Origin of the sequence: Bacteroides sp. AF20-13LB (assembly GCF_003603065.1) — a bacterium.
Lineage (GTDB): Bacteria > Bacteroidota > Bacteroidia > Bacteroidales > Bacteroidaceae > Bacteroides > Bacteroides uniformis.
The window spans coordinates 197,952-222,977 of record NZ_QTMH01000010.1 but is presented as its reverse complement, the minus strand read 5'-3'; the positions used below and the strand labels follow the sequence as shown (position 1 = coordinate 222,977).

Annotated in this window: 16 protein-coding genes and 3 pseudogenes; 15 read left to right on the top strand and 4 right to left on the bottom strand. The window is 41.8% G+C overall.

The features are described 5' to 3' along the window. The first annotated feature begins 8 nt into the window (after positions 1-8). From DWX62_RS13995 to DWX62_RS13980, 4 genes are read left to right on the top strand one after another with little or no spacing between them, the layout of a single operon-like run. A complete protein-coding gene (locus DWX62_RS13995) occupies positions 9-1,148 on the top strand; it encodes an ABC transporter substrate-binding protein (protein WP_070737915.1) in 1,140 nt (379 codons plus the stop codon). Beyond that, positions 1,149-2,129 (top strand): iron ABC transporter permease, encoded by a 981-nt coding sequence (locus tag DWX62_RS13990; protein ID WP_004311292.1) that lies wholly within the window; start codon positions 1,149-1,151, stop codon positions 2,127-2,129. After that, complete coding sequence (locus tag DWX62_RS13985) at positions 2,126-2,884, top strand: ABC transporter ATP-binding protein (protein ID WP_004289235.1); 759 nt, start codon at positions 2,126-2,128, stop codon at positions 2,882-2,884. Before DWX62_RS13990 ends, DWX62_RS13985 begins: the two co-directional genes overlap by 4 nt. Next, complete coding sequence (locus DWX62_RS13980; RefSeq protein ID WP_004289236.1) at positions 2,881-3,447, top strand: DUF2284 domain-containing protein; 567 nt, start codon at positions 2,881-2,883, stop codon at positions 3,445-3,447. Before DWX62_RS13985 ends, DWX62_RS13980 begins: the two co-directional genes overlap by 4 nt. Positions 3,448-4,030: 583 nt before the next feature. On the opposite strand, the gene DWX62_RS13970 is transcribed toward DWX62_RS13980, so the two are convergent. Next, positions 4,031-4,240, bottom strand: a complete 210-nt coding sequence (locus DWX62_RS13970; protein ID WP_005829337.1) for a hypothetical protein — start codon at positions 4,238-4,240, stop codon at positions 4,031-4,033. A gap of 121 nt (positions 4,241-4,361) precedes the next feature. Here DWX62_RS13970 and DWX62_RS13965 point away from each other — a divergent pair, with 121 nt between their 5' ends. The 3 genes from DWX62_RS13965 (at position 4,362) to DWX62_RS13955 (ending at position 6,076) form a co-directional block, all read left to right on the top strand. Then, positions 4,362-4,778 (top strand): DUF3408 domain-containing protein, encoded by a 417-nt coding sequence (locus DWX62_RS13965; RefSeq protein WP_004327094.1) that lies wholly within the window; start codon positions 4,362-4,364, stop codon positions 4,776-4,778. 29 nt (positions 4,779-4,807) lie between these two features. Beyond that, on the top strand, positions 4,808-5,212 hold the full coding sequence (locus DWX62_RS13960) for a DUF3408 domain-containing protein (protein ID WP_004315818.1): 405 nt from the start codon (positions 4,808-4,810) through the stop codon (positions 5,210-5,212). 75 nt (positions 5,213-5,287) lie between these two features. Beyond that, the gene (locus DWX62_RS13955) at positions 5,288-6,076 is read left to right on the top strand and encodes a ParA family protein (protein WP_004311277.1); all 789 of its coding nucleotides are present in this window, start codon (positions 5,288-5,290) and stop codon (positions 6,074-6,076) included. A 108-nt stretch (positions 6,077-6,184) separates the two neighbouring features. Here DWX62_RS13955 and DWX62_RS22015 read toward each other — a convergent pair whose 3' ends face one another. Next, positions 6,185-6,346 (bottom strand): hypothetical protein, encoded by a 162-nt coding sequence (locus tag DWX62_RS22015; RefSeq protein ID WP_153862836.1) that lies wholly within the window; start codon positions 6,344-6,346, stop codon positions 6,185-6,187. Between the two features lie 987 nt (positions 6,347-7,333). Between DWX62_RS22015 and DWX62_RS13950 the strand changes: the two genes are divergently transcribed. From DWX62_RS13950 to DWX62_RS13915, 7 genes are all read left to right on the top strand, one after another. After that, positions 7,334-9,214, top strand: coding sequence for a carboxypeptidase-like regulatory domain-containing protein (locus tag DWX62_RS13950; RefSeq protein ID WP_004327093.1), 1,881 nt, complete (start codon positions 7,334-7,336; stop codon positions 9,212-9,214). A 910-nt stretch (positions 9,215-10,124) separates the two neighbouring features. Next, positions 10,125-12,995: a TonB-dependent receptor gene (locus DWX62_RS13940; protein WP_004311273.1), complete on the top strand. Its 2,871-nt coding sequence runs from the start codon at positions 10,125-10,127 to the stop codon at positions 12,993-12,995. Positions 12,996-13,008: 13 nt separating this feature from the next. Then, positions 13,009-14,280 carry a DUF4876 domain-containing protein gene (locus tag DWX62_RS13935; RefSeq protein WP_004312956.1) on the top strand — a complete coding sequence of 424 codons (1,272 nt, stop codon included), beginning with the start codon at positions 13,009-13,011 and terminating at the stop codon, positions 14,278-14,280. Between the two features lie 23 nt (positions 14,281-14,303). Next, the gene (locus DWX62_RS13930) at positions 14,304-15,866 is read left to right on the top strand and encodes a DUF6850 family outer membrane beta-barrel protein (protein ID WP_004327091.1); all 1,563 of its coding nucleotides are present in this window, start codon (positions 14,304-14,306) and stop codon (positions 15,864-15,866) included. 30 nt (positions 15,867-15,896) lie between these two features. Continuing rightward, positions 15,897-18,071, top strand: coding sequence for a hypothetical protein (locus DWX62_RS13925; protein WP_005651733.1), 2,175 nt, complete (start codon positions 15,897-15,899; stop codon positions 18,069-18,071). Between the two features lie 6 nt (positions 18,072-18,077). Then, positions 18,078-20,279 carry a HEAT repeat domain-containing protein gene (locus DWX62_RS13920; protein WP_004311266.1) on the top strand — a complete coding sequence of 734 codons (2,202 nt, stop codon included), beginning with the start codon at positions 18,078-18,080 and terminating at the stop codon, positions 20,277-20,279. Between the two features lie 2 nt (positions 20,280-20,281). Continuing rightward, positions 20,282-22,474, top strand: a complete 2,193-nt coding sequence (locus DWX62_RS13915; RefSeq protein WP_004311265.1) for a hypothetical protein — start codon at positions 20,282-20,284, stop codon at positions 22,472-22,474. Positions 22,475-22,477: 3 nt separating this feature from the next. On the opposite strand, the pseudogene DWX62_RS13910 reads toward DWX62_RS13915, so the two are convergent. Further along, a pseudogene (locus tag DWX62_RS13910) lies at positions 22,478-22,663 on the bottom strand (transposase); the annotation flags it as partial. Between the two features lie 220 nt (positions 22,664-22,883). Here DWX62_RS13910 and DWX62_RS13905 point away from each other — a divergent pair. Continuing rightward, positions 22,884-23,570, top strand: a pseudogene (locus DWX62_RS13905) (transposase); the annotation flags it as partial. Here the strand turns inward: DWX62_RS13905 and DWX62_RS13900 are convergent. Further along, a pseudogene (locus tag DWX62_RS13900) lies at positions 23,542-25,005 on the bottom strand (Eco57I restriction-modification methylase domain-containing protein); the annotation flags it as partial. The pseudogenes DWX62_RS13905 and DWX62_RS13900 sit on opposite strands and share 29 nt — an antisense overlap. Positions 25,006-25,026 lie beyond the last annotated feature (21 nt).

The following is a 25,026-nucleotide window of genomic DNA, read 5'->3' as shown; positions in this document are numbered from 1 at the left end:
GCATCAATATGAACGCATTAAAGAATTTAAGCCTGATTTTGTTGCTTTCTCTGGCATTTACAGGCTGCCACAACAAAAGCTCAAAAATCAATGATTTCAACCTGCTGCTTTATGCTCCCGAATATGCCTCCGGCTTCGACATCAAAGGGGCGGACGGGAAGGAAAGCGTACTGATAACCGTCAGGAATCCCTGGCAGGGAGCGGACAGTGTAACCACATGGCTGTTTATCGTCCGCAACGGTGAAGAGGTTCCCGAAGGGTTTGCAGGACAGGTACTCAAAGGAGACGCCAAACGTATCGTGGCGATGTCTTCCACTCATATCGCCATGCTTGACGCAATCGGTGAAGTCCGGTGTATAACCGGCGTTTCGGGAATCGACTACATTTCCAACCCAGACATCCAAGCCCGCCGCGACAGTATTGGCGATGTCGGCTATGAAGGGAACATCAACTACGAGTTGCTGCTCTCGCTCGATCCCGACCTCGTTCTGCTCTATGGGGTGAACGGCGCAAGCGCAATGGAAAGCAAACTCGAAGAACTCGACATACCGTTCATGTATGTCGGCGATTATCTTGAAGAGTCGCCTCTCGGCAAGGCCGAATGGATGGTAGTGCTTTCAGAAGTCACAGGAAAACGTGAGAAGGGTGAAAAAGCCTTTGCCGCAATCCCGGTCAGATACAACGCCTTGAAAAAGAAAGTGGCCGACAGTACCCTCGGCACTCCTTCGGTTATGCTTAATGTTCCCTATGGCGACTCGTGGTTCATGCCTTCAACCCAAAGTTATGTAGCCCGCTTGATTACTGATGCGGGAGGCCGCTATATCTACCAGAAGAACACGGGAAACGCTTCTATCCCCATTGACTTAGAAGAAGCATATCTGCTCGCGTCGGATGCGGACATGTGGTTGAACGTGGGAATGGCGAACTCCCTTGACGACTTGAAGGCATCATGTCCGAAATTCACCGATACCCGATGTTTCAAAAATGGAGAGGTGTATAACAACAACGCCCGTACCAACACAGCCGGGGGTAACGACTATTACGAGTCTGCCGTCGTGAATCCTGACATCGTGCTCCGCGACCTCGTGAAGATATTCCATCCTGAACTGGTGCAGGAAGAGTGTGTGTATTACAAGCAACTGAAATAGATGCGTTCCCGTTCGACTATATTATTCTCCATATTGATTACGCTCACGGTCGGTCTTTTTTTACTGGACTTGGCCGTGGGAGCTGTCAACATTCCGATCCGCGATGTATGGGCAGCACTGACCGGGGGAAATTGTTCCCGTGCCACGGAAAAAATCGTACTCAACATACGCCTCATAAAAGCTATAGTGGCACTGTTGGCCGGGGCTGCCTTATCGGTCAGCGGTCTTCAGATGCAGACCCTCTTCCGTAATCCTCTTGCCGGTCCCTATGTCCTTGGCATCAGTTCCGGTGCAAGTCTCGGTGTGGCACTTGTGGTACTTGCCGGGATCGGTTCATCAATAGGCATTGCCGGAGCAGCGTGGGTGGGTGCGGCTGTCGTGTTGCTCGTGATAACTGCCGTCGGACAGCGAATAAAAGACATCATGGTAATCCTGATTCTGGGCATGATGTTCTCATCGGGCGTAGGTGCTGTCGTGCAGATATTGCAGTACCTCAGCAAAGAGGAATCGCTGAAAGCCTTTGTCATTTGGACGATGGGGGCTTTGGGTGACGTCACCTCCGGACAACTTCTGATTCTTGTTCCATCGGTGTTTGCCGGACTGCTGTTGGCTGTACTGACCATCAAACCGCTTAACCTCCTGCTGTTCGGAGAGGAATATGCCGTAACAATGGGACTGAATATTCGGCGTTCACGCAGCCTGTTGTTTCTCTCGACAACGCTGCTCGCCGGAACGATAACCGCTTTTTGCGGTCCGATAGGTTTCATAGGTCTCGCTATGCCTCATGTCACAAGAATGCTTTTCCAAAATAGCGATCATCATGTCCTTCTGCCCGGAACAATTCTTTCGGGAGCATCGATATTGCTTCTTTGCGACATCATTTCTAAAATATTCACCTTGCCGATCAACGCCATTACAGCTCTATTGGGAATCCCAATCGTCGTATGGGTGGTTTTACGCAACAAATCCATCACCGCATGATAGAATTACAGCATTTTTCCATAGGTTACAAAGAAAACTCGTTGCTCCACGAGGTAAATGCCACGATAAAAAAAGGTCAACTGACAGCCCTTATCGGAAGAAACGGGACAGGAAAATCGACGTTGCTCCGCGCCATAGCCGGTCTGAACCGGTGTTATTCCGGAAAAATCATTCTCGACGGGCACGACATCGCCTGCATGAAAACCGAAGATATGGCAAAAACGCTGGCTGTCGTCACGACCGAGCGCACGCGCATCGCCAACCTGCGGTGCAAGGATGTCGTAGCCATAGGCCGTGCTCCTTATACCAACTGGATAGGTAGGATGCAAGAAACAGATAAGGAGATAGTCATGCAATCGCTCATTTCGGTGGGAATGGAGGCTTATGCAAACCGCACGATGGATAAAATGTCGGATGGCGAATGCCAGCGTGTGATGATTGCTCGTGCATTGGCACAGGATACTCCTATCATTCTCCTTGATGAACCGACTTCCTTTCTTGACATGCCTAATCGCTACGAACTTGTGGCGTTGCTTCGTAGGCTTGTCCACGACGAGAAAAAATGTATCATGTTCTCGACACATGAACTTGACATCGCGTTGTCCATGTGCGATTCGATAGCATTGTTAGATACCCCGAATTTAAGTTGCTTGACCGCGTCTGAAATGCAGAAAAGCGGATACATTGACAGACTTTTCCAAAATGAAAACATCCGTTTCGACTCCTTATGCGGTACAATGATTTTGAAACAATGAGTATATACACTGTAGAAAATTTTACTTCAGACATCACTGTTGAAGGATACATCGCCGAATTCCGTGACGAACCACATTTTCTTGAACTTTGCAAACAATGTACCAATTACGGTAAAAGTTGGGGGTGTCCTCCATTTGATTTTGATACGGAATCGTTTCTCCGACAATACAAGTATGCACATCTTATGGCAACGAAGATAATCCCTGAAGACAAAGATATTCCGATTGAATATACACAAAAACTCATTTTACCGGAACGGATACGAATCGAGAGCGAATTATTGGATATGGAACGGAAATATGGAGGGCGTTCATTTGCCTATATAGGTAAATGTCTTCACTGCTCAGATAACGAGTGTACGCGTAACTGCGGCACACCATGCCGACACCCGGAAAAAGTGCGTCCGTCACTCGAAGCCTTCGGATTTGACATAGCCAAAACGCTTTCTGAACTTTTTAACATCGAACTTCTTTGGGGAAAGGATGGCAAATTACCTGAATATCTTGTTCTCGTAAGCGGATTTTTTCATAATGAATACGAACTTTGCAACATAGCATACTAATGATTCGGACATGAAATAAACAGACAAACTAACCACATTCGGTTCAATCTGTTTTGTGATTTCAAATGAATTATAGTTAGATATGTAAAAAGCGACGCTGGAGCTTGAAATAAGTAACGGTTTATCGGTGTATTCTCCGTTAAACCGTCCTGTTTTCGTTAAACGAAAACACAACTTGCTGTCCGCAGGAGCGGACCACATTTATCCAATAATTATTGTGTATTAGCCCATTGTATGGCTATTCTCCTGTGATTTACGAGGCATTTCCATCAGGTGTTTGCCGGCTGCTCTCCCCATAAAAGGGTGGATATCTCTCCATAATCATATGACTTACGTCCATAATTCGGGAATAAGGAGGCGAATATACGGGAAATCTGCCCTTTACATGCCCTATTGTCCATTAATGGATTGTTACTTCTACACATCTACAAATGGAGAGCGGCAGTGAGCCGTATATGGTTTATGGTTTTTCTGCATTATCTTCATTAATGGATTACTACTTCTACACTTCTGCAAATGGAGAATGTAGCCGTGTACACCTTATGGTCTTCCTTCATAATTCTCCATTAACGGATTAATACTTTTACACTCCCATAGACCGATAATTTAAGAATCCGTATCCGGACGGATGCGCGCTCTCACGCCTGCCCATAAGGATTAAAAAGGAACGGTGGACAAGGAAACGGAATCCCGCTCGCTTTTCCACACCACTACGGGCCTCTGATGTCGCCTCCGCATAGGAAGAACCGTCCGAACGGAACGGCATCTCCGTCCCCCCCGTCATGTGTATCATGACAATAACTGACTTTGGATGACTATAAGTGACAGGTGGTTTCATCCTGTTCTCTTCTTCCTTTATTTTGTATTCCGAGACAATACCAGTTGTGTAATTTAATAATTTAAGATTTTAAAATATGGATTCAGAAAAGGAAAAGAACCGGCTTTCCGATATCGTTCTCGAGAGGGTCGGACTCACGGGGAACCTTCTGTCAGCTCCCGTTTCCCCATCCCTGGAACCAGTGGTGGAGATACCAAGTCATGGAAGTCAGGTCCGGGCAGGGAAAGTGACAGGTCCGGAGGAATACAAGAGGAGATTTCTGGTTCCCGCTCCCAGAGCCGCTGAGTGGAAGACCGCCTACATTGATGGGAGACTGCACCGCCGGATCGCCATGCTGGTCAGGGCCGCCGGCTGCGGCAGCATCTCCGGTTTTATCATCCGGTTGTTGGAACTCCATATGGAGGAACACAGGGAGGACATCGCCTCCCTGCTCGGTGAGGTCTACCGTCCCTGGGATGAGGACGGACAGCCGGGAGGAACACCTCGCCGATAAAACGTTGTCATTGTCCAAGAAGGCATATCATGACAGGAAAGAACGTAAAAGAGCGGATTGGTCTTGGCGGGATGGACGCGGACCGCATCCGTGAGATCATGGGGGAAGCGCCTGCCTGTCCCCGGAAGAGACGTGGAACGTCCGGTAACGACATTATACGTCCCGCAAGGAAAAATGGCCCCATGCAACCGTCCGTCTACGGGGAGGAATACCTGCATGGCATTGCGGGCGTGCAGCGTCGGTCGCTGCATATTCCCGCCGCCCTGCACCGGAAACTGTCCATCCTGGCGGGAGCCTCGAGAAACGGAAAGGTCACTCTGGAGGGGTTCATCAACCACCTTGTCTCGCGGCATCTGGAAGAATACAGGGAAACGACGGACATGATTCTGGAGGAGTCCCTGCCCGGCCCGGTCATAAAGGCTCGTCCCCCATGACAGGGGATCTCCCCCGATGGGAGCATTATTTTTGTTTCTGAAACAATAGTGTTTAACTTTTAATGAAAAAGAAGTATGATGAAAAAAGAAAAAGAGTTGTTGGTTGCCATCGCCAGCCAGAAGGGTGGCGTGGGAAAATCCGTCTTTACGGTACTGCTGGCCAGTGTCCTGCATTACCGCAAAGACGTGCGTGTGGCGGTTGTGGACTGTGACTCCCCGCAGCACAGCATCGCCCTGATGCGTGAGAGGGACATGGAGAATGTCATGAAAAATGACGACCTGAAGGTGAACCTGTACCGGCAGTACGAAAGAATCCGTAAGCCTGCCTATCCGGTCATCAAAAGCGACCCGGAAAAGGGGGTGGAAGACCTGCGGCGTTATATGGACGAAAAAGGGGAGACTTTCGATATCGTGCTCTTCGACCTTCCCGGAACGCTCCGCAGCGAGGGGGTGGTTCATACCGTTGCCGCGATGGACTATATCTTTGTCCCGCTCAAGGCGGACAATATCGTCATGCAGAGTTCCCTGCAGTTTACCAAGGTGCTGGAAGAGGAGCTGATCGCCAAGGGGAACTGCAACTTGAAAGGAATCCGGCTGTTCTGGAACATGGTGGATAGAAGGGGACGGAAGAATTTGTATGATGCCTGGAACCGGGTCATCCACAGGATGGGGCTGCGGCTGCTGTCCTCACACATTCCGAACACCCTCCGCTACAACAAGGAGGCGGACCCTGTCTGTAAGGGTGTCTTTCGTTCCACGCTGTTTCCACCCGATCCCCGTCAGGAGAAAGACTCCGGCCTTCCTGAACTGGTGGAGGAGATATGCCATGCCATCGGTCTGGAGGAATCCGATACCGAGCGGTAGCGGATGATAGGATACAGACACCTTGAATAAGGGCTTTTAGCCTAAGATAAAGTAAGATAATTGCATGATAATAAGTTTTTTACAGATGTGACTTCTCCTATAAAAGCATTACCTTAGTAGTGTAATGTGCGCCAAGAGGTCACACAAGTAATTGTTCAGCATCGTGTCTGAACCTATTGTTCCATCAATAGTAGCCTGAAGAGGCGTACGTGACTGGCAACGGTCGGGTGCGAAGCCCTCTTGACAACGACGTTCCAACCTAAGCATCATAGGCGAAGAATGTCAAAGCTGACTGATATGAGTAACCTAAGTGAATCGCCGTACCATCGTGACTATGAATTAGCTCACGGATATTTATGGGCCATTCCAAAAGGCAAGCAGTCAGGATAGTACGCTGTTACATCGTGCTACACGGATGTCGCACTGCTGGTGGATAGGCGGAGTCTAAGTCGGTCGTCAGTTATTTGTGCGAAACTTGGTAAGCCCGTATCTCTCCCGTCAGCCAATAACCGATGGGTGGCCAATTGTAAGAGCGGCCGAATGAGGTGCGGGTAAAGGATTGTGGAGAAAGCGAATGCCATGGTGTAATGCCCTGGATAAAGGTTTCAACGTCACCCTACGCGAAAGCGGGCAGACTTCCACAGGGTAATTCTTTGTGAAACGAATTGTAGAACTTCAAGTATAAAGAAACAGCAAAGGAACAAGGCGCAAGCCGAGTGTGCATCTTCAGCCGGACGCAAAACCGTGTGGAAAGGAATAGACTTCGCACGATGCGAACGTAAGGTATCAATCGTTCACTGACTGCTATGTTCGGTATTAATGCAGACTGAATCCTTAATCATTTATCCAAACTCTTGAAATATCAAAGCCTGATTTAAGTGCAGATAACTGATAGAGTTTGGATAAATGGAAAGTTTGAATAAAATACATTATTATCAATTTCTACAGATATTTTTCCTTGCGCTCACACCCCACTGCATATTTGAGAAAACAGAATGATTTAACATACTATTTTTCATATCCAATCTTTTTTAATACTCCCCATGATAATACTCACTATAAAAAGTCCAATCGAATAATTTTACGCGGTGATAAATGAAATTAATAGAAAGCGATTACCTTTGAAGAAAAAGTCTGTAATTTGGTCAAGAGAAAAGTACAATAGGTCAAAACATGGATATTATAATTCGCTTTATTTGCACTACCATTTTAAATCTAATTGTATTAATCCTTATTATAAACTTTAATATCTGCACTATGAAGAGAAAAGTACTATTAAGCACATTGTTTCTAATACTACATTTCACTGTAGCATTAGCACAGCAAGTAACTATTTCAGGGCAAGTGTTGGATGAGAAGAGTGAACCTCTTATCGGTGCCACGATAAATATCGAAGGTACCACCAATGCAGTAATCACCGATTTAGAAGGAAAGTTCACGATAAAAGTACTTCCTTCTGAAAAACTGGTCATCAGTTATCTGGGATATAAGCCCAAAACTATCACTATCGGAAAGAACCGAAGATTTGATATCATTCTAGACCCTTCAGTCACAGAGATGGATGAGGTGGTTGTTGTAGGCTATGGTAGCCAGCGAAAAAGTGATATTGCAACCGCCGTTGCTTCTGTGAATATAAAAGATATTGTAAACAGTAGTTCTACGCAGACGTTGCAAGCACTACAAGGCAAAATCAGCGGAGTACAGATTATCCCCACAGACGGTTCATTGTCAAGCGGAATGACTTTCAGAATCAGAGGTGTCAACTCCGTCACAGGAGGAACCCAGCCTCTCTTCGTCATTGATGGTGTACCAATGCCTACTCAACAGATCACCAATGAAGATACCGAAACGGTAAACAATCCTCTGCTGGGACTGAATCCAAATGATATTGAATCCAATTTGAATTATTGGAATCCTCGTCCTATCAAAAAGGATAATCCATATTTGACCGTCCAAAGGAAGCTCTCTCCACAGACTGTGGAGGATTTCGCCAATAGACTGTTCATCTACCAGGTAGGAAAAAACAATCATATCGGCTTTCCATTCCGCAAACCCTCCCAGATGGAAATCCTTAACTTTGAAATGAGGAACTATTTTGCAGAGACCAATACCAATTATAAAGCCTTTGCCACGGGTGGTGACAAGGCACAAAGCTGTTGGATGGCCAATTTTGTTCCTTTTGACAAGGTTACAGACATATATCTCTTTGAATCCGCTATTGACGCAATGAGTTTCTACGAAATAAACCATTATACTAAAGAAACCACATGCGCATTCATAAGCACGGGGGGATATGTCACCAAATCCCAAATAGAGAATATAAGCCGTATATTCCCATCTGATAAGGTAAAGTGGAATTGTTGCTATGACAATGATGCCAGCGGTAATGGTTTTGACATCACCACAGCATATTATCTCAAAGGTGAGGAATGTAAAGCTTTTGCAAGGACCAACACTGGAGACACATATAAGACCATCTATTTAAGTTTCCCGGATGGAAACACACAGACCTTCAAAGAAGATGCATTTTCCTCCGGCGAGTATCTTAAACAACATGGTATAGACAATGTAAATATCATCAAACCTTCACGGTACAAAGATTGGAATGAGCTTCTTGTCTATTACAAAAGATTTGATTTGAACCTGGGTCCAGGAATGAAATTCATCCCGGCTATCGAAAAGACCATATCCCAACTGAATCTAAGAGGATATGAACAATTGGCCAATAGTATCAGTTCTTCCACAAAAGAACTGGTGGATTCTCTGCTTGAGCAAGCCAATTACTGCATTTCCGCACCTCTTGCCGAGAGCGGCGCTTATACTCTTATGGTAGACTGTAATATCTTCATGGGGCTGGACACGATGGTACCGGTACCAAGCAACTTATATGTTATAGAAAAGTGCACGCAAAAAAAGATATCGGCACATGCCATAAATGAATTTCTTAAAAAAGAATATATAAACATTTTTAGAGACATGAGTTCATCTGATTTCAAAAATTTTCTAGAGAAAGACATCCTAACTTATACAAAGGGTGCTGTAGAAAAGAATTTTGAGAAAGTGATATTGACTTTCGGATGGAGCCTTAAACCTTCAATTCTAAAAAAAAAGAGTTTTGACTTAGAACATGGTATATAGCATAACAATACAGCATGATACCATAATAGTAGCTGTTTCAAGCAGACATGTTGTCACAATTCCTGCCAGGTTTAATGGAATGATTCTCGGGCTTTGGAACTTGATACAGATTTTCGTTGCCTACTGTAATGAGAATCCGAATTGGGTGAGTAATGTCCGGTCACTGTGGGGTGACCGATTCAAATAGGGACAGGTATGGAACGGATGCCTATTCATGCCCCTATTATAGCTGACACATGGACTTTTATACATTCTTGCACTTTTTAAGTGGGTAAAAAAGTACTATTTGTATTTTATACAAAAAATTGTTTGCTTAATGAAATGGAACATACATTGCCAATGATATTTAATACCTATATATAGGTATTAGATGCGTTTTTATACCCAAAAAATGGTATTTTTATAATCTTTTGTAATATCTAATTTTGCGTCCTAAAATAGATCTTTTATCGAAGAGAGATACAGTTTCCTTATATTTGAACTGGGGCTTCTGTAAAGTGCGATAAATATGAGGCTGGAACGGAGCTATCAGAAGAATTTTGGAGAAAATCCGTTTTTTAACTTAGTTAGATCTATCAATGAAAATATAAGTATTTATCTGCGTTGTATTAAGATATAGCATATCAGAACTACAACCATCCCGTTTTTTATTTAGATTTGCAGTTTGCTTTTAATCACTCAAGATCCGTATTACTATGTATGGAACTTAAATAAAGTACTAATATATATTGGATTTTCCTAAATATAATGCAGTTGCTATATTGTTAGACAACAGACGGTTGAGGTCTGTGAGATTATGCAACGGCACCAACAAAAACAACATGTATTTTTAATAATTTTAGTTTTGTTACACACAATGGTTTGTTTTAATTTAAAATTTACATATAATTTTGCATTATTAATAAATATGATGTTACTTATGAAAAAAGGTATTTTGGGGTGTAATATTATATACTTGTTTATACTTATTTGCATAGGAATTGCCCTCCCTATCAAATCGCAAAACAATTACAAAGTAAAACTTACAGGCACTGTTTATGAGTACGACCACAACAACAAGCGTTTGCCTTTAGAATTTGCAGCTGTGTCTATTCCTGAAATTGCACTAGGGACAACCTCTGATGAAAATGGTAGATACATACTGGAAAACGTACCTACTGGTAAAATTCGTATGCAAATTCAATATTTGGGCAAAGTCTCCATTGACACCTTAATAAATGTAAATAAGGATTTGGTTCTTAATTTTACAATGAGGAATGAGGATTTTAAGTTGAAAGAAGTTACAGTAACTGCAACCAACAGCCGTTCAGGCAAATCCACATCTTCTCACATTTCCCGCTCTGCTATGGACCATATGCAAGCGACCAGTTTATATGATGTAATGTCATTGATGCCAGGTGGAATTTCACAGAATCAAGATATGAGTTCGGCACAACAGATTAACATCCGTCAAGTTTCCAGTTCCAGTGGTCCGGAAGCTCCGATGAATGCTATGGGCACCGCAATAATTCGTGATGGTGCCCCCATCTCAAATAATGCTAATCTATCTGCGATGAGCCCTACGGTATTAAGTGGTACGGAAACACCCGCTTCATTGGCCGGAGGTGCCTCGCCGGCTGGTGGAACCGATGTTCGTAGTATTTCTACTGAAAATATAGAGTCTATACAAATCGTTCGTGGTATCCCTTCTGTTGAATATGGTGATCTGACCTCAGGAGCAGTAATTATTAATACAAAAGCTGGTCGTGAGCCGCTACGTGTCAAAGCAAAAGCCAATCCCAATATCTATCAGGTGTCTATGGGAACCGGTTTTGAACTTGGAAAAAAGAAAGGCGCTTTAAATGTAAGTGCAGATTATGCTTATAATACGAATAATCCAATATCCAGTTACCAGCACTATCAGCGTGCCACAACAAAGTTGCTCTATTCAAATACTTTCTTTAATAATAAGTTACGTACCAATTCCAGCTTTGATTTTATTTATGGTAAGGATCAACGTGAACGTAATCCTGATGATGAACAAACTAAAACAGCTTCGGAAGGCCGCGATATAGGTTTTACTTTGAATACCAATGGTACATGGAATATAAATAAGGGCTGGTTAAAAACACTACGCTATGTATTGTCAGGTACGTATATGGATAAAGACAGTTATTATGAAACCGTATACAGTTCTGCTACATCTCCTTATTCCATGACCACTACAAACGGTGCGGTACTTAGTAACTTTGCAGGTCAGCATATCTATGATGCCAATGGTAATCAAATTACTAATTTTGGACCGGAAGACATAAATCATTATGCTGTTTATCTACCAAGCAGCTATTTGGGACACTATGAGATCGATAGTCGTGAAGTTAATTTGTTTGCTAAAGTGACGAGTTCTCTATTCAAGGCGAGCGGTCATGTAAACAACCGCATCTTGATTGGTGCGGATTTCCGGAGTGACGGTAACGTTGGTAAAGGAAAAACTTATGACCCAAGTACTCCTCCTTATCGTAGTCAATACGGTCATAATTCATCTTTCCGTCCACGTAACTATAAGGATATTCCTTTCATTAACCAATTTGGTGCATATGTGGAAGATAATTTCAAATGGTCCATAAGCGGTACGCATGATTTGAACATTCAGGCTGGTGTGCGTTATGATCATACCTCAGTAGTAGGAGGCATTTTCTCGCCACGTGTAAATGCATCCATTGATTTGATTCCGAATCTATTAAGTCTTCAGGGAGGTTACGGTATTGCTGCAAAGATGCCTTCTCTTCTCTATTTATATCCAGAAAATGCATATTTTGAATATATCAATATAAATGAGCTTACCAATGAAAATATTCCGGAAAGCCAGCGCTTGTTTATGACTACCACAGAAGTTCGGCAAGTAGATAACTCAGATTTGAAGATTGCCCAAAATCATAAAGCAGAAGTCGGTTTTAATTTACGAGTGGGTAAAACCAATCTGAATGTAATAGCTTATAAGGAGCGTCTGAAGGATGGTTATGTAATGAGCCAAACCTTCAACACCTTCAATACATTTATCTACAATGAATACCAGCGCACAGAAAACGGGATAGAGCTTAGTAGTAGCCTACCGGTATTGTCTACTTATGCAAAACCAACTAATAATTTAAATATAGAAACTAAAGGTTTAGAATTTGATTTGAATATCGGACGTATTGATGCTATCCGTACGGCCTTCCAAATAAATGGCTCATGGATGCGTACTAAGAGTTGGCGTCAGGGTTATAGCTTCTATGACAATAGCGAAGATGCTGCTTCAGCCCGTAAACCGGTGGCCATTTATTCTCAAGAAGGCAATGCAAGTTACAAACAACAATTTGTAACGACTTTACGTGCCACTCACAATATCCCGCGTATCGGTTTTGTTGTTACGATGACAGCACAAGCTATTTGGCAGCAGTCTAATTGGAATACATTTGGAAACGATTCTATACCTGTGGGCTATTTAGCATTGGAAGATGCGTCTGTAAATATGTTTCCCAAGGGGAAATATACCACTACCCAGCAAGTAAAGGATGCAGGATATGGATATATGTTGAATAATGTAAGTCATAATAATGCTATAAAAGAATCATACAGTCCTTATTTTTGTTTTAACTTGAATGTAACTAAAGAAATTAGCAATATGCTACGTGTTTCTTTCTTTGCCAACAATATGTTCAGAAGTTATCCGCGCAGAGAATCCAAACGTAATCCGGGTTCATATATTCAATTGAATAACCGATTTTTCTTTGGGCTGGAATTATCACTCACTTTATAATGTTTAGGAAGTTATGAAAAAATATTTAATATATTTGTTTACATTGGCAAGTACCCTTTTGATAGGATGCGATTCGTTCAGGGACATGTCTGGCACAGCAGAAGTGAATCCTATCACAGTGGATGTATATTTGGATATTACCGTTGAAAATATATCCACACTGAAAGATCTGACTGTAAAGTTCGACAATTACGATGAAGATTTACATTATGTAAAAGAAGTAACTGATAATAGTGTGAAAGTTGACGGAATTATCCCCGGAATTTATTCGGTAACAGTATCCGGTACAGCGATCGATACAGAAAACAATGAATACTACATCAATGGCAATTCTGTAAATGCGGCATTATTTAAGCATGGTAGCGCATTGAATATTGAAGTACAAGGGCTTAAAGTGAGCCCATTAATATTCAAGGAGATTTATTATTGCGGTAGCCGTCCGGAAAAAGGAGGAGTCTATTTCCGAGACCAGTTCTATGAGATATACAATAACTCTGCTGACATTTTGTATTTGGACGGTATTTATTTCGCAAATTTAACTCCGGGTACAGCTACCACTAAATTACCTATTTGGCCGGAAGCGGACGGTAATAATTATGCATATGGAGAACGTGTGTGGAAATTTCCAGGAAATGGAACCGAATATCCGTTAGCGCCAGGTGAATCTTGCATCATTTCTCAATTTGCCGCTAACCATCAGTTGGACATCTATAACCCTCAAAGTCCTATAGACGGCAGTAGTTCTGAGTTTGAGTTTAATATGAATAATCCAAACTTCCCTGACCAGGCAGCTTATGATATGCAACATGTTTTCTACCAAGGAAAAGCAGAGATGGGAAGTATACCACAATATTTGACATCCGTATTCGGAGGTGCTTATGTGATTTTTCGTGTTCCTGAAGGAGAAGCTTGGGATCCGGTCAACGATGAAAATATGAAGACAACAGATCTTAGCAAACCGAACAGCAATGTTTATTATGCAAAAATACCTATTAAATATGTATTGGATGCTGTTGAAGCAGTAAACAATGAGTCAAAGATGAATGCAAAACGTGTCCCCGGTGTACTTGATGCAGGTATTACTTGGGTAGGAGCTACTTATTGCGGTTTAGGTATTGCTCGCAAATTGTCCACAGACGAAGAAGGTAATCCTATTATTCGCGAAGAAACAGGTACATATATATATCAGGATACAAACAACAGTACGGATGACTTTGAACGTGGCGTTGTTCCTGTAATGCGTCGTAATGGAGCAAAAATGCCTTCATGGAATCACACATTGTAATAATTAACTAAAAAGACAGAACAATGAAAAAACAATATATGAACTATATGAAAAGCTGCCTGCTGGTAATGATAGCCTGCCTTGTAAGTATGGTGGGAGCGGCACAGGGCTTCTCTCCCGCCGCTATGGAACAATTGAAAACAAGACGACTATGGTCTCATTCACAGAATGCTGCCGGTATGCCATTCGATGATATTCAGAATTATTCGAATGTTATATTGGGATATGACTTACAGGACGGAAACTATTGCCGTCCGCAAGAGGGGCAGAAAGAGGCTATCGTAGGTGTATCCAGTGAAGGCTTTATCAATCTGAAAAATGCATATGTGTGGGGAGCATTTAATTTTGCACAAAAAAATCTGACAGATGCCGGATATAACGCCTCCATTGCCGATCCATTCAGGGGAATGCCTTACTATGTCGCAGACCAGCACTTAAGCAAATGGAGAAATCAATATTACGATCTGAAGTTTCGTGCAGCTACTCCTTTACTTGGTAATCATTGGGCATTGGGGTTGGAAGGTAATTATGTAGCTACATTAGCTGCCAAACAGCGCGACCCGCGTGTGGATACCCGTTTTTATACGCTGGGACTGACGCCGGGGATTACTTACAAGTTGAATAATTCACACAAGTTTGGTGCAAGTTTCAAGTATAGTTCTATCAAGGAAGACTCAAGAATGAGTAATGTCAACTCTTATGTGGATCAGGACTATTATATATTATACGGTTTGGGAACAGCCATAAAAGGAATAGGCAGCGGTGTAACCAGCAATTATATTGGAGACCGTTTCGGTGGAGCTCTCCAGTACAACTTCAGTATGCCCTCTTTCAATTTACTGCTTGAGGGCAGTTACGATGTAAAAGCGGAAACTGTTCAGCAGAGCTATACGACTCCTAAAAAAATAGCCGGTGTAAAAGATAAAACTGCTCATGTTTCTTTAACGATGATTCAGGAAGGAAAGGACTATACCAATTATATGAGAACCACATATACAAATCGTAACATCGATGGTATTCAGTATATTTCTCAACGCGATAACTCTGAATCACAAAGTGGCTGGGTGGAATTATATAATAACATCCGTTCTACGTACAAGGCACAAACCGCTTCTCTTAATTATGCATTAAGCAGAAACCGCGGGAATGAATATAGTTGGAAAGCAGAATTAAATGTGAATTATACCAAGCAAGACGATGAATATTTAATGCCTAATTCTGTACAGAATGCAGAAAATTTATCTTTAGGCTTAGGTGGCAAAAAAAATTTTGTTTTAGGCAATAGTTTGAATCGCAGGCTTTTAATAGATGTTCATGTTGCGTATAACAATAATCTGGGAGGTGAATATGTATATGGTGGCAGCCATGCAGACTATCCAACTGTAACCGAATTACAACAAGGGCTGACTAATTATTATACCTGTGATTACTATCGTATTGGCGGGTCGATAACGTATTCGCAACAAGTCAGAGAAAACAGACGTATGAACTTATTTGCAAAAGTTGTATTCGATCGTGTAAATACCTCTGACTATGATTATGATGGGCGTACTCATTTATCGATAAGTTTAGGATGTAATTTTTAATGCTACATAACGAAATCTATATTACAAAACATGCGTAAATTAATAACTGGAAGTTTGATGCTCTGCAGCATATTATCTCTGCGGGCACAGACATTTGTTAAACCGGCTGTGAAAGTAAAGGACACCTCTTTTGCTGTAATTACAGATAAAGGGACATTTCAGGCTTGTGAAGCCGAGCTTAAAGCCTATCAGGAGATTCTAGGAATGGAAGGGTTGCCTACGTTCATCGTATACAATGAATGGAATAAACCGGAAGATGTAAAGAAAGTTATTGTTAAGCTCTACAAAAAGGATAAATTGGAAGGAGTGGTATTTGTCGGTGATATCCCTATTCCAATGCTCCGCAAAGCCCAGCATATGACTTCCGCTTTTAAAATGGATGAGAAAAACAATGACTGGAGAGATTCTTCAGTGCCCAGCGACCGTTTCTACGATGATTTCGACCTACAATTCGATTTTTTGAAACAGGACAGTGTCGAAAATAATTTCTTCTATTATAATTTGGCTATAAAATCTCCACAGCAAATTCGGTGTGACATATATTCTGCACGTGTCAAAGCTGTTGATAACGGCGAAGAACCGCATGCGCAAATCAGCCGCTATTTTAAAAAAGTGGTGGCTGAGCACCAGATAAACAATAAATTAGACCAATTCTTCTCCTATACAGGTGATGGCTCTTACTCTAACTCATTGACTGCATGGACACCGGAAACCTTTACTATTCGCGAACAAATGCCGGGCGTATTCGATAAAGAGGGACGGGCCCGTTTCATCCGTTATAATTTCAGCGATTATCCCAAGGACGATGTCATTAATATGCTGAAACGCACAGATCTGGACTTGTCTATTTTTCATGAGCATGGTATGCCCGAACGTCAATATCTTTCCGGTAGTCCCGCTACTAATAGGTGGAATGCTCATGTAGATGCAATGAAGTACTATTATCGTGGTTTAGCGCGTAGAAAGCAAAACAACAAAAAGTCTTTCGACGAAATGCTGGATATGATGAAAAACACATACGGTTTGGACACTACTTGGATTGCAGGCTATGATGATCCCAAAGTAATTGCAGAAGATTCTTTACTAGACCTGCGCACCGGTATTATCCTGTCGGAAGTTACAGAGTTTAAGCCTAATAGCCGTATGGTAATTTTCGATGCATGCTATAATGGTGATTTCCGGGAAAAAGATTACATTGCCGGACGTTATATCATGTCGGAAGGAAAATGCGTAACTACTTTTGCCAATTCAGTCAATGTACTGCAAGATAAAATGGCAAACGAGATGCTCGGCCTGTTAGGTATGGGAGCACGAGTGGGGCAATGGGCTAAATTGACGAATATTCTCGAATCGCACATTACCGGTGACCCTACTCTACGTTTTCAATCTATCAATGAGGTAGATGCCAATGCTTTGTTCAAAGAACCATATAGCGAGTCCCGCATGTTGGAGTTATTACAGTCGCCCTATGCCGACATACAGAATTTTGCTTTGCACAACCTTTATCGCAATGACTATCCGGGTATTTCTGATTTATTAAGAAAAACTTTTGAAACTTCCTCGTTCATGATGGTACGTTTCACCTGCTTGGCATTGCTTGAGAAGATTAGTGACAAAAACTTCCGGGAAGTCTTACACTTGGCCATTACGGATTCCTATGAATTTATTCGTCGCACCTCTGTTCGTATGATGCAACATGTGGGACTGAACGAGTATGTTTATCCGCAAATCAAAGCCTATGTAGAAGACAACCTATCCGAGCGTGTGGCATTTAATGTGAGTTTGGGGCTTCAAGTCTTTGATCAGGCAGCCGTACAGGCGGCAATTGATAAAGTAATGGCTGAGACCTATGTGTTGCAAGACAAGGAGGAGATGCGTAAGGTTTTGGAGAATGCCAATAATAGTCGTAGCATGCAAAAAGAGTTATTAAGCAAAGAAACTTCCGAACGTTGGCGCATCCTTTATTGCAATTCTCTGAAAAATCATATGGCACATGCCTGTGTAGACGGCCTCTTGGCTTTACTTACCGACTCCAGTGAAAGTGAAAAGCTAAAAACCTGTTTATTGGAGGCTTTTGCTTGGTTCACTCATTCTTATCGGAAGCCTGACATCCTTCGGGTATGCGATCAACTGAGAAAAGATAAGAGCTTATCCGAGAACCTTCGTGAAGAAGCCGACCGTACATATTACAGACTTAAAAATTAATTGGCCATGATTAAAAAAATAATATATCTGGCATTTCTTTTGCCATTGGCAGGAAATGCACAAACAACAGTCATAAAGCCATTGGTCAAACAACCTACCGCTTTTGCTATCATAACAGATAACCAAACTTATGCAAATACCAAAGATGCCATGCATCAGTACAAAACTGCGGTTGAAGATGATGGTTTGGCAACTTATCTGATCAGCGGTGACTGGCAAAATCCAGATCAAGTCAAACAGATAATCATCAAAACATATCAAGAATGCCCTTCATTGGAAGGTCTGGTTTTAATCGGCGATGTGCCTGTCGCATTGGTACGTAATGCGCAACACATGACTACTGCATTCAAAATGAATGAGAAAGCCTTTCCTTGGGATCAGTCTTCCGTACCTACCGACCGCTTTTATGATGATCTGAACTTAAAGTTTGAGTTCATCAGGCAAGACTCAGTAAATCATCAGCATTTCTACTACAAATTGACAGAAGACAGTCCCCAGCGGCTAAATCCTACTTTCTATTCAGCTCGTATCAAGTATCCGGAAAAAAAGGAAGGGGATAAATATGCGGCCATTGCCTCATATCTGAAGAAAGCTGCTGCTGCCAAGGCAGATAAGCATAATCAATTAGATCGGGTATTCTCATTCAATGGTGCTTCTTACAATTCCGATTGCCTGATTGTATGGATGGATGACGAAAAAGCTTATATGGAGAACTTTCCATTAGCTTTTGGTCGTCAAATGGGATTCAAACATTGGAACTTCCGAATGAAACACCCTATGAAATATAAGTTATTCAGCGAATTGCAACGAAAGGACCTTGACTTATTTATGTTTCATGAACATGGAATGCCAACAGGGCAGCTTATTAATGATGAATTGGCATGCACTGATTTCAATAATCGTTATAAAATGTTGAAGAGTACACTTTATAATGCAGTCATGTCCCATGTTGGAAAACGTGACAAAGACACCTTACGTATTCAGATGCAGGAAAAACGACAAGTGAATGAGGTGTTTTTTAAAGACCTGGACAATCCTAAGTTCTGGGAAGCAGACTCTCTTCACTACGCTGATGAACGTATCGTAACGGAAGATTTAATGAAGAGAAATCTTTCCACTAATCCGAAGATGATAATGTTTGATGCGTGCTACAACGGTTCTTTTCACGAAAACGACTATATAGCAGGACAATATATCTTTAATGACGGTCAGACATTAGTAGCACAAGGAAATACCCGTAACGTATTGCAAGACCGCTGGACTATTGAAATGATTGGTTTGTTGTCCCATGGTGTACGAGCCGGGCAATACAATAAGCTAATCGTATCACTTGAAGGTCATTTGTTTGGTGATCCCACTTTCCGTTTTGCTCCTATCGAAGCCAATACTTTAAGTACCGATATAACAATACACAAAGATGACAAAGCCTATTGGAAGAATTTGTTAAACAGCCCATACGCTGATGTACAAAGTTTGGCCATGCGTATGCTGGCTGACGCCGATACCCAAAAGGAATTATCTCCGTTGCTCCTGAAGAAGTACCGGGAAAGTGGCTTCAATACGGTTCGTATGGAAGCTATCAAGTTGTTGAGCCGTTATCAGGACGACAACTTCATCGAAGCATTACGCGAAGGTTTGAACGATACTTATGAAATGGTAGCTCGCCAAAGTGCCATTTATGCTGGATTTGTAGGTGACGATTCCTTATTGCCCGCTATTGTGGAAGCATTGGTCGAACATAATGAACGCTTACGCGTACAAATGAGTGCCAACAAGGCTTTAAGCCTTTATCCGAAAGAGAAAGTAGAAAAGACAATAGAAGACTTTTATGCAAAAGTTGACCGTTTGAATGAAAACGAAGAGAAAAAACGATTACTAAGAAGCCTGGAAAGAATGTTTGTACAAGAGGCAAAAGTCCATCAGACCTTGATGGATGTAGCTGCACCGGAAGCAAAACGTATCAGTGCAATCCGCAATGTGCGTAACTATACATTCCATTTCCACGTGGATGATTATTTGAATGTAATTCGTGATGCCGGTAATCCACAGGAAGTACGTGTAGTAATGGCCGAAGCATTAGGTTGGTTTACTAATTCTGTACAACGGCCACACATTCTTGAAGAAATAAAGAAGATGCAACAAACAGCCAATCTTCCGGAAGATTTAAAAGCAGAGCTTGAACAGACAATCAAAAGATTAAGTTTATAAATATGAATAAATACATCCTTTTGGCAATTACCGCTTTGTGCTTACAGGATATGCAGGCGCAAACAGTTGTACATCCTAGTATAAAAACAAAGACTACTTTTGCAATTGTAGTCGATCAGAAAAGTTATGATGAAGCGAAAAGTGAAATTGATGCTTATCGTACCAGTATAGAAAAAGAAGGTTTAGGTACTTACTTGCTAATTGATGATTGGAAAAGGCCCGAACCTATTCGTGAGCAACTTGTCAAATTGCATGAGAATGAGAAAACGCCTTTGGAGGGTTGCGTATTTATAGGTGACATCCCTATTCCAATGATTCGTGATGCACATCATCTATCTTCGGCTTTCAAAAGGTCTCCCAAAGCCAATTGGCAGAAATCAAGCGTTCCTTCCGACCGTTATTATGATGACTTCGGATTAAAATTTGATTATATTAAACAAGACAGTTTGATACCTGACTATCATTATATGACATTGCGTGCTGATTCTAAACAGTATATTTCACCGGATATTTATTCGGCCCGTATCCGTCCATTACATTTAGAAGGTGAGAACCGTTATCAGATGCTACGCGATTACTTAAAAAAGGCAGTTGCCGAAAAAGCAAAGCAAAATGCATTTGACCAACTGACTATGGCCCGTGGCCATGGTTACAATTCTGAAGATCCTTTGGCATGGAGCGGTGAGCAAATAGCCTTACGTGAGCAATTGCCGCAAATATTCAAATCGGGTAATACAGTGAAGTTCTATGATTTTAACATGCGCTATCCGATGAAACCATTATACTTGAACGAGATTCAGCGCGAAGGATTAGATGTCATGCTATTCCATCACCACGGTGGCCCCACCATGCAGTATATCAATGGCTATGAAAATGGTTCCGGTATTAATTTGAGTATTGAGAATGCCAAAATATTCTTGCGAAGCAAAGTGCCTTCATACGCCAAGAAACATGGGCGTGAAGCTGCTATCAAAGAATATGCCAAGCAGTATGGGGTGCCTGAAAGTTGGTGTGCGGAAGCTTTCGATGAGGAGAAAATAAAATCGGATTCCATTGTAAACCGTAATATGGATATCTATACTGAAGATATTCGTCTTTTGACTCCTAATGCGCGTTTTATATTGTTCGATGCTTGTTTCAACGGTTCTTTCCATTTGGATGACAACATTGTAGGCTCTTATATATTCAATAAGGGTAAGACCATTGCTACTATGGGATGTACGGTTAACACCATTCAAGATAAATGGCCGGATGAATTTCTCGGCTTGTTAGCTGCCGGTATGCGCATCGGGCAGTTCACTCGTTTTACCTGCTTCTTGGAAAATCATCTGATCGGTGACCCGACTTTTCACTTCACCAATAATGCCGGGCTGGATATGGACATCAACCAAGCTTTAGTTGCGCAGGAAGGAAATGTTACATTCTGGAAAAAACAGCTGAATTCCCCTATGGCTGACATGCAGGCAATGGCGCTCCGTCAATTGTCAATGGCAAATTATAGTGGTCTCGTTGAGTTGCTGAAGAAAAGTTACCACGAATCGAACTATTTCGTTGTGCGGTTGGAAGCATTACGCCTATTAGCTTTGAACTATCCGACAGAGGTTGCCGATGTATTGCAGACAGCCATGAACGACAGTTATGAACTGATCCGTCGTTATGCGGTGGAATACGTTGAAAAGAATTGCAATCCGGAATTGTTGCCGGCATGGATAGAAAGCTATTTATTACGCGGACATGAAAACCGCCATCGTTTCAGAATTTTTAGTGCTATCAACACGTTCGACCATGATATGGCTTTGAATGAATTGAAGAAACAGGCTGCCGATTGGTCTTTCTACGATTCTTCCTATGTGAATGAATTGTTAGAATACCTTCCTCGCCAAAAGAAAGGACTTGAAAGAGATTTTGCACTTATTGACAGTCCGGAAAGTACTACCAAACAGATACAAAGCGAAATAAGTAGGTTCCGAAATAAACCTATTGCTAAAGCTATTGAGCCATTACTGAACATTATAAAAAATGAAAGCCAAGAAGAAGAACTTCGCATATTGGCTGCTGAAACATTAGGCTGGTATAATTTATACTATAATAAAGCAGATATAATCAAAGAACTTAACACATTTAGAACTTCCAATCAAAAGCTAATGAACGAAGTTACCAAAACAATTAATAGGCTGAAAAGTCAAAATAGGTAGAATCATCCAAACGATGAGATAGACCGGATCCAAAGGGCGGTTCTGCCATTCCTGAGCAGCCTGGTTGACTTTGTTCGTGATGATGGAAATAGCTGATGTGGACAGTTCTATCTCATAGATTTCACGCATCTCCTCTTCTATGTCTGACACGCTCATTCCTTTGGCATATAGGGAGATAACAAGTTTTTCTTTAATATTATCGACACTATACAGGGACATTCAGTAAATGTCTATAGTATAACTCCTCAACCAGTTCCAGACACCAATCATTAAAACAGGGATATTCCTAAAATAATAAAATTTAAGGCAACTAATTCATTGCGAGTTAGTTGCCTTTTTTGTATCTTTAAGCATTCCCCCCAAAAAACGGTTTGACGGCCAAAACGGGGGTAATCTAAAATAAAAACACATGGTAAAGATACAAAAAATCTCAGAAATCGAACCTCGTTTAGGTTTTACCGAGTTCGATATGCTAAAAAAATATCGTCAAAGTTTTGCAACGAGTGAATTAGGTCGCCTCCATGCTCTGTTTCCTTTCTCGGAACTGGCCCGACAAATGCATTTGAAGTCCTCTGCTTTGGGTCGTAAAAGTTATTTTTCTCCCGAAGGTAAAATAGCCTTGATGGTCTTGAAGTCCTATACCAACTTTTCCGATGCACAACTGATTGAGCATTTAAACGGTAATATTCATTACCAGTTGTTTTGTGGTGTTCAGATTGATCCGCTTCATCCACTAACCAATCCTAAAATCGTTAGTGCAATTCGTCAGGAACTAGCGCATCGCCTTGACGTTGAGCCCCTCCAGCTCATTCTTGCCGAGCATTGGAAACCTTATCTTGAGAACCTTCATGTCTGTATGACCGATGCCACCTGTTATGAAAGTCATCTGCGTTTTCCTACTGATACCAAACTCTTATGGGAAGGTATTGTATGGCTTCATCGTCATCTGTGCAAACATTGCCAGACCTTGCACATACAACGTCCCCGTAACAAGTATCTTGATGTACGCCGTGCCTATCTTGCTTATAGCAAACTGCGTAAACGCAGGAAATCACAGACTCGTATGATTACACGAAGGTTACTTCAGTTATTGGAAAATTCAATACTGCCAACAGATAATCCAAATGATCGCCTGTCATAATATAACAGGCATTGTTCATTACATAATTGTTGGCATCATATGCAAAAGCCATTTGGTTTCCGATTATTTTCCATACAATTTTTGGCTTAGAAAAATCCTCCCAATAACTGATGCTATCTTGTGTTTCAAACCACTCGTTACTAGTTTTCTTTCGGGCTTTTATTTTTTTGCCATTAACAATATGAGTTTCTCCTGTTTGTTCTAAACGCTCTATGCCAATTGACAGAAGATAATTTTTCACCGCAGGATAACTTTCTATATCATAATGCCGCGAAGGAAATGTGGCTATAATCCACAAGTCCGCCCATTCATATTCATATCTCTTGATATCCCTGCCACGAAGAATCGGTCGTATAAGTTCAGCCGTCCGAACACGTTCATCTTCTGTTTGACAATTCGCTAGTATCTCATCACGCTTTTCGGTAGAAATGATAAAAGCATCATTGAAACCAGTTTTTATCCCATAGTTGATTTGGATGTTCCAATCCTTCAAGGGTATTCCCACAGACTCAATCTTCTGCTTGATGCTCTGTTCAATGGGAGACAATATCACCCATGGGATAGAATCTGCAAAGTTACACTTCACGCCTTGTTGCTGCACGAAATCGCTCAAATTATTCAAGCCATTCGAATCTTGTACCAAACAAGCTTGTGTGTTAAAAATATTTGCTGCTTTTTGAGATAAAAGAATATTTGCTTCTACCGTTATTGCATCGAATATTTTTATACCTGCAAAATCTACCAACATAATAGGATTGGTCTTGCTTGCGAAATAACCTCGCAAGGCTTCACCATACCCTGCACGCATCCATTTATTAGACGTGATATAGCAAAGAAAACCATTGGGAGTAAGCAGGTTCATACCCAACTCATAGAAGAGGCAGTAAATATCACCAGTGCGTGCATAAGTTATGTAACCCATGCATTCTAATACATCGGCACTCTTACCCATAGATTGTAACTGAATGTAAGGTGGATTGCCAATGATACAGTCAAATCCCAAGAAGTTGCCTTCGGCATCGAGTACTTCTGGAAACTCTATACGCCATTCGAATGCACCAAGATAAATTTTGTTGGAGCGTATTTCCTCAAATATATTTTCTAAAGTCGCAATTTCTTTCTTTAAATCGGCAATGCGCTTGTCCGACGCTTTCTTTTCCTTTTTTGTCGGTTCAAACAGTTGAGGCGCTTGTAAGTTTGCCAACTCAGAGCGGCGTTTGTTCAATCTAACCAATCGTGCATCCCGGCGGTTGATCTCTGTTTTCAGTTTCGACTTGATTTCTGTTATAAACGTTTCCAAATCCTGCTTTTCGCTTTTACTTTGGGCATTTTTATATTTAGCTACAGCCTCCTTATATTGGCTGATGCTGATACTAGACTCTCGCAGTACCCTCAATGTCTAATGGCATAC

What these genes read in the sequence shown, in the direction of transcription:
- DWX62_RS13930 (WP_004327091.1), top strand. Translation starts at nt 14,304, where the DNA reads ATGAAAAAACAATATATGAACTATATGAAAAGCTGCCTGCTGGTAATG.
- DWX62_RS13935 (WP_004312956.1), top strand. Translation starts at nt 13,009, where the DNA reads ATGAAAAAATATTTAATATATTTGTTTACATTGGCAAGTACCCTTTTG.
- DWX62_RS13985 (WP_004289235.1), top strand. Translation starts at nt 2,126, where the DNA reads ATGATAGAATTACAGCATTTTTCCATAGGTTACAAAGAAAACTCGTTG.
- DWX62_RS13990 (WP_004311292.1), top strand. Translation starts at nt 1,149, where the DNA reads ATGCGTTCCCGTTCGACTATATTATTCTCCATATTGATTACGCTCACG.
- DWX62_RS13960 (WP_004315818.1), top strand. Translation starts at nt 4,808, where the DNA reads ATGACAGGAAAGAACGTAAAAGAGCGGATTGGTCTTGGCGGGATGGAC.
- DWX62_RS13950 (WP_004327093.1), top strand. Translation starts at nt 7,334, where the DNA reads ATGAAGAGAAAAGTACTATTAAGCACATTGTTTCTAATACTACATTTC.
- DWX62_RS13915 (WP_004311265.1), top strand. Translation starts at nt 20,282, where the DNA reads ATGAATAAATACATCCTTTTGGCAATTACCGCTTTGTGCTTACAGGAT.
- DWX62_RS13955 (WP_004311277.1), top strand. Translation starts at nt 5,288, where the DNA reads ATGATGAAAAAAGAAAAAGAGTTGTTGGTTGCCATCGCCAGCCAGAAG.
- DWX62_RS13920 (WP_004311266.1), top strand. Translation starts at nt 18,078, where the DNA reads ATGATTAAAAAAATAATATATCTGGCATTTCTTTTGCCATTGGCAGGA.
- DWX62_RS13995 (WP_070737915.1), top strand. Translation starts at nt 9, where the DNA reads ATGAACGCATTAAAGAATTTAAGCCTGATTTTGTTGCTTTCTCTGGCA.
- DWX62_RS13925 (WP_005651733.1), top strand. Translation starts at nt 15,897, where the DNA reads ATGCGTAAATTAATAACTGGAAGTTTGATGCTCTGCAGCATATTATCT.
- DWX62_RS13970 (WP_005829337.1), bottom strand. Translation starts at nt 4,240, where the DNA reads ATGATACACATGACGGGGGGGACGGAGATGCCGTTCCGTTCGGACGGT.
- DWX62_RS13980 (WP_004289236.1), top strand. Translation starts at nt 2,881, where the DNA reads ATGAGTATATACACTGTAGAAAATTTTACTTCAGACATCACTGTTGAA.
- DWX62_RS22015 (WP_153862836.1), bottom strand. Translation starts at nt 6,346, where the DNA reads ATGATGCTTAGGTTGGAACGTCGTTGTCAAGAGGGCTTCGCACCCGAC.
- DWX62_RS13940 (WP_004311273.1), top strand. Translation starts at nt 10,125, where the DNA reads ATGTTACTTATGAAAAAAGGTATTTTGGGGTGTAATATTATATACTTG.
- DWX62_RS13965 (WP_004327094.1), top strand. Translation starts at nt 4,362, where the DNA reads ATGGATTCAGAAAAGGAAAAGAACCGGCTTTCCGATATCGTTCTCGAG.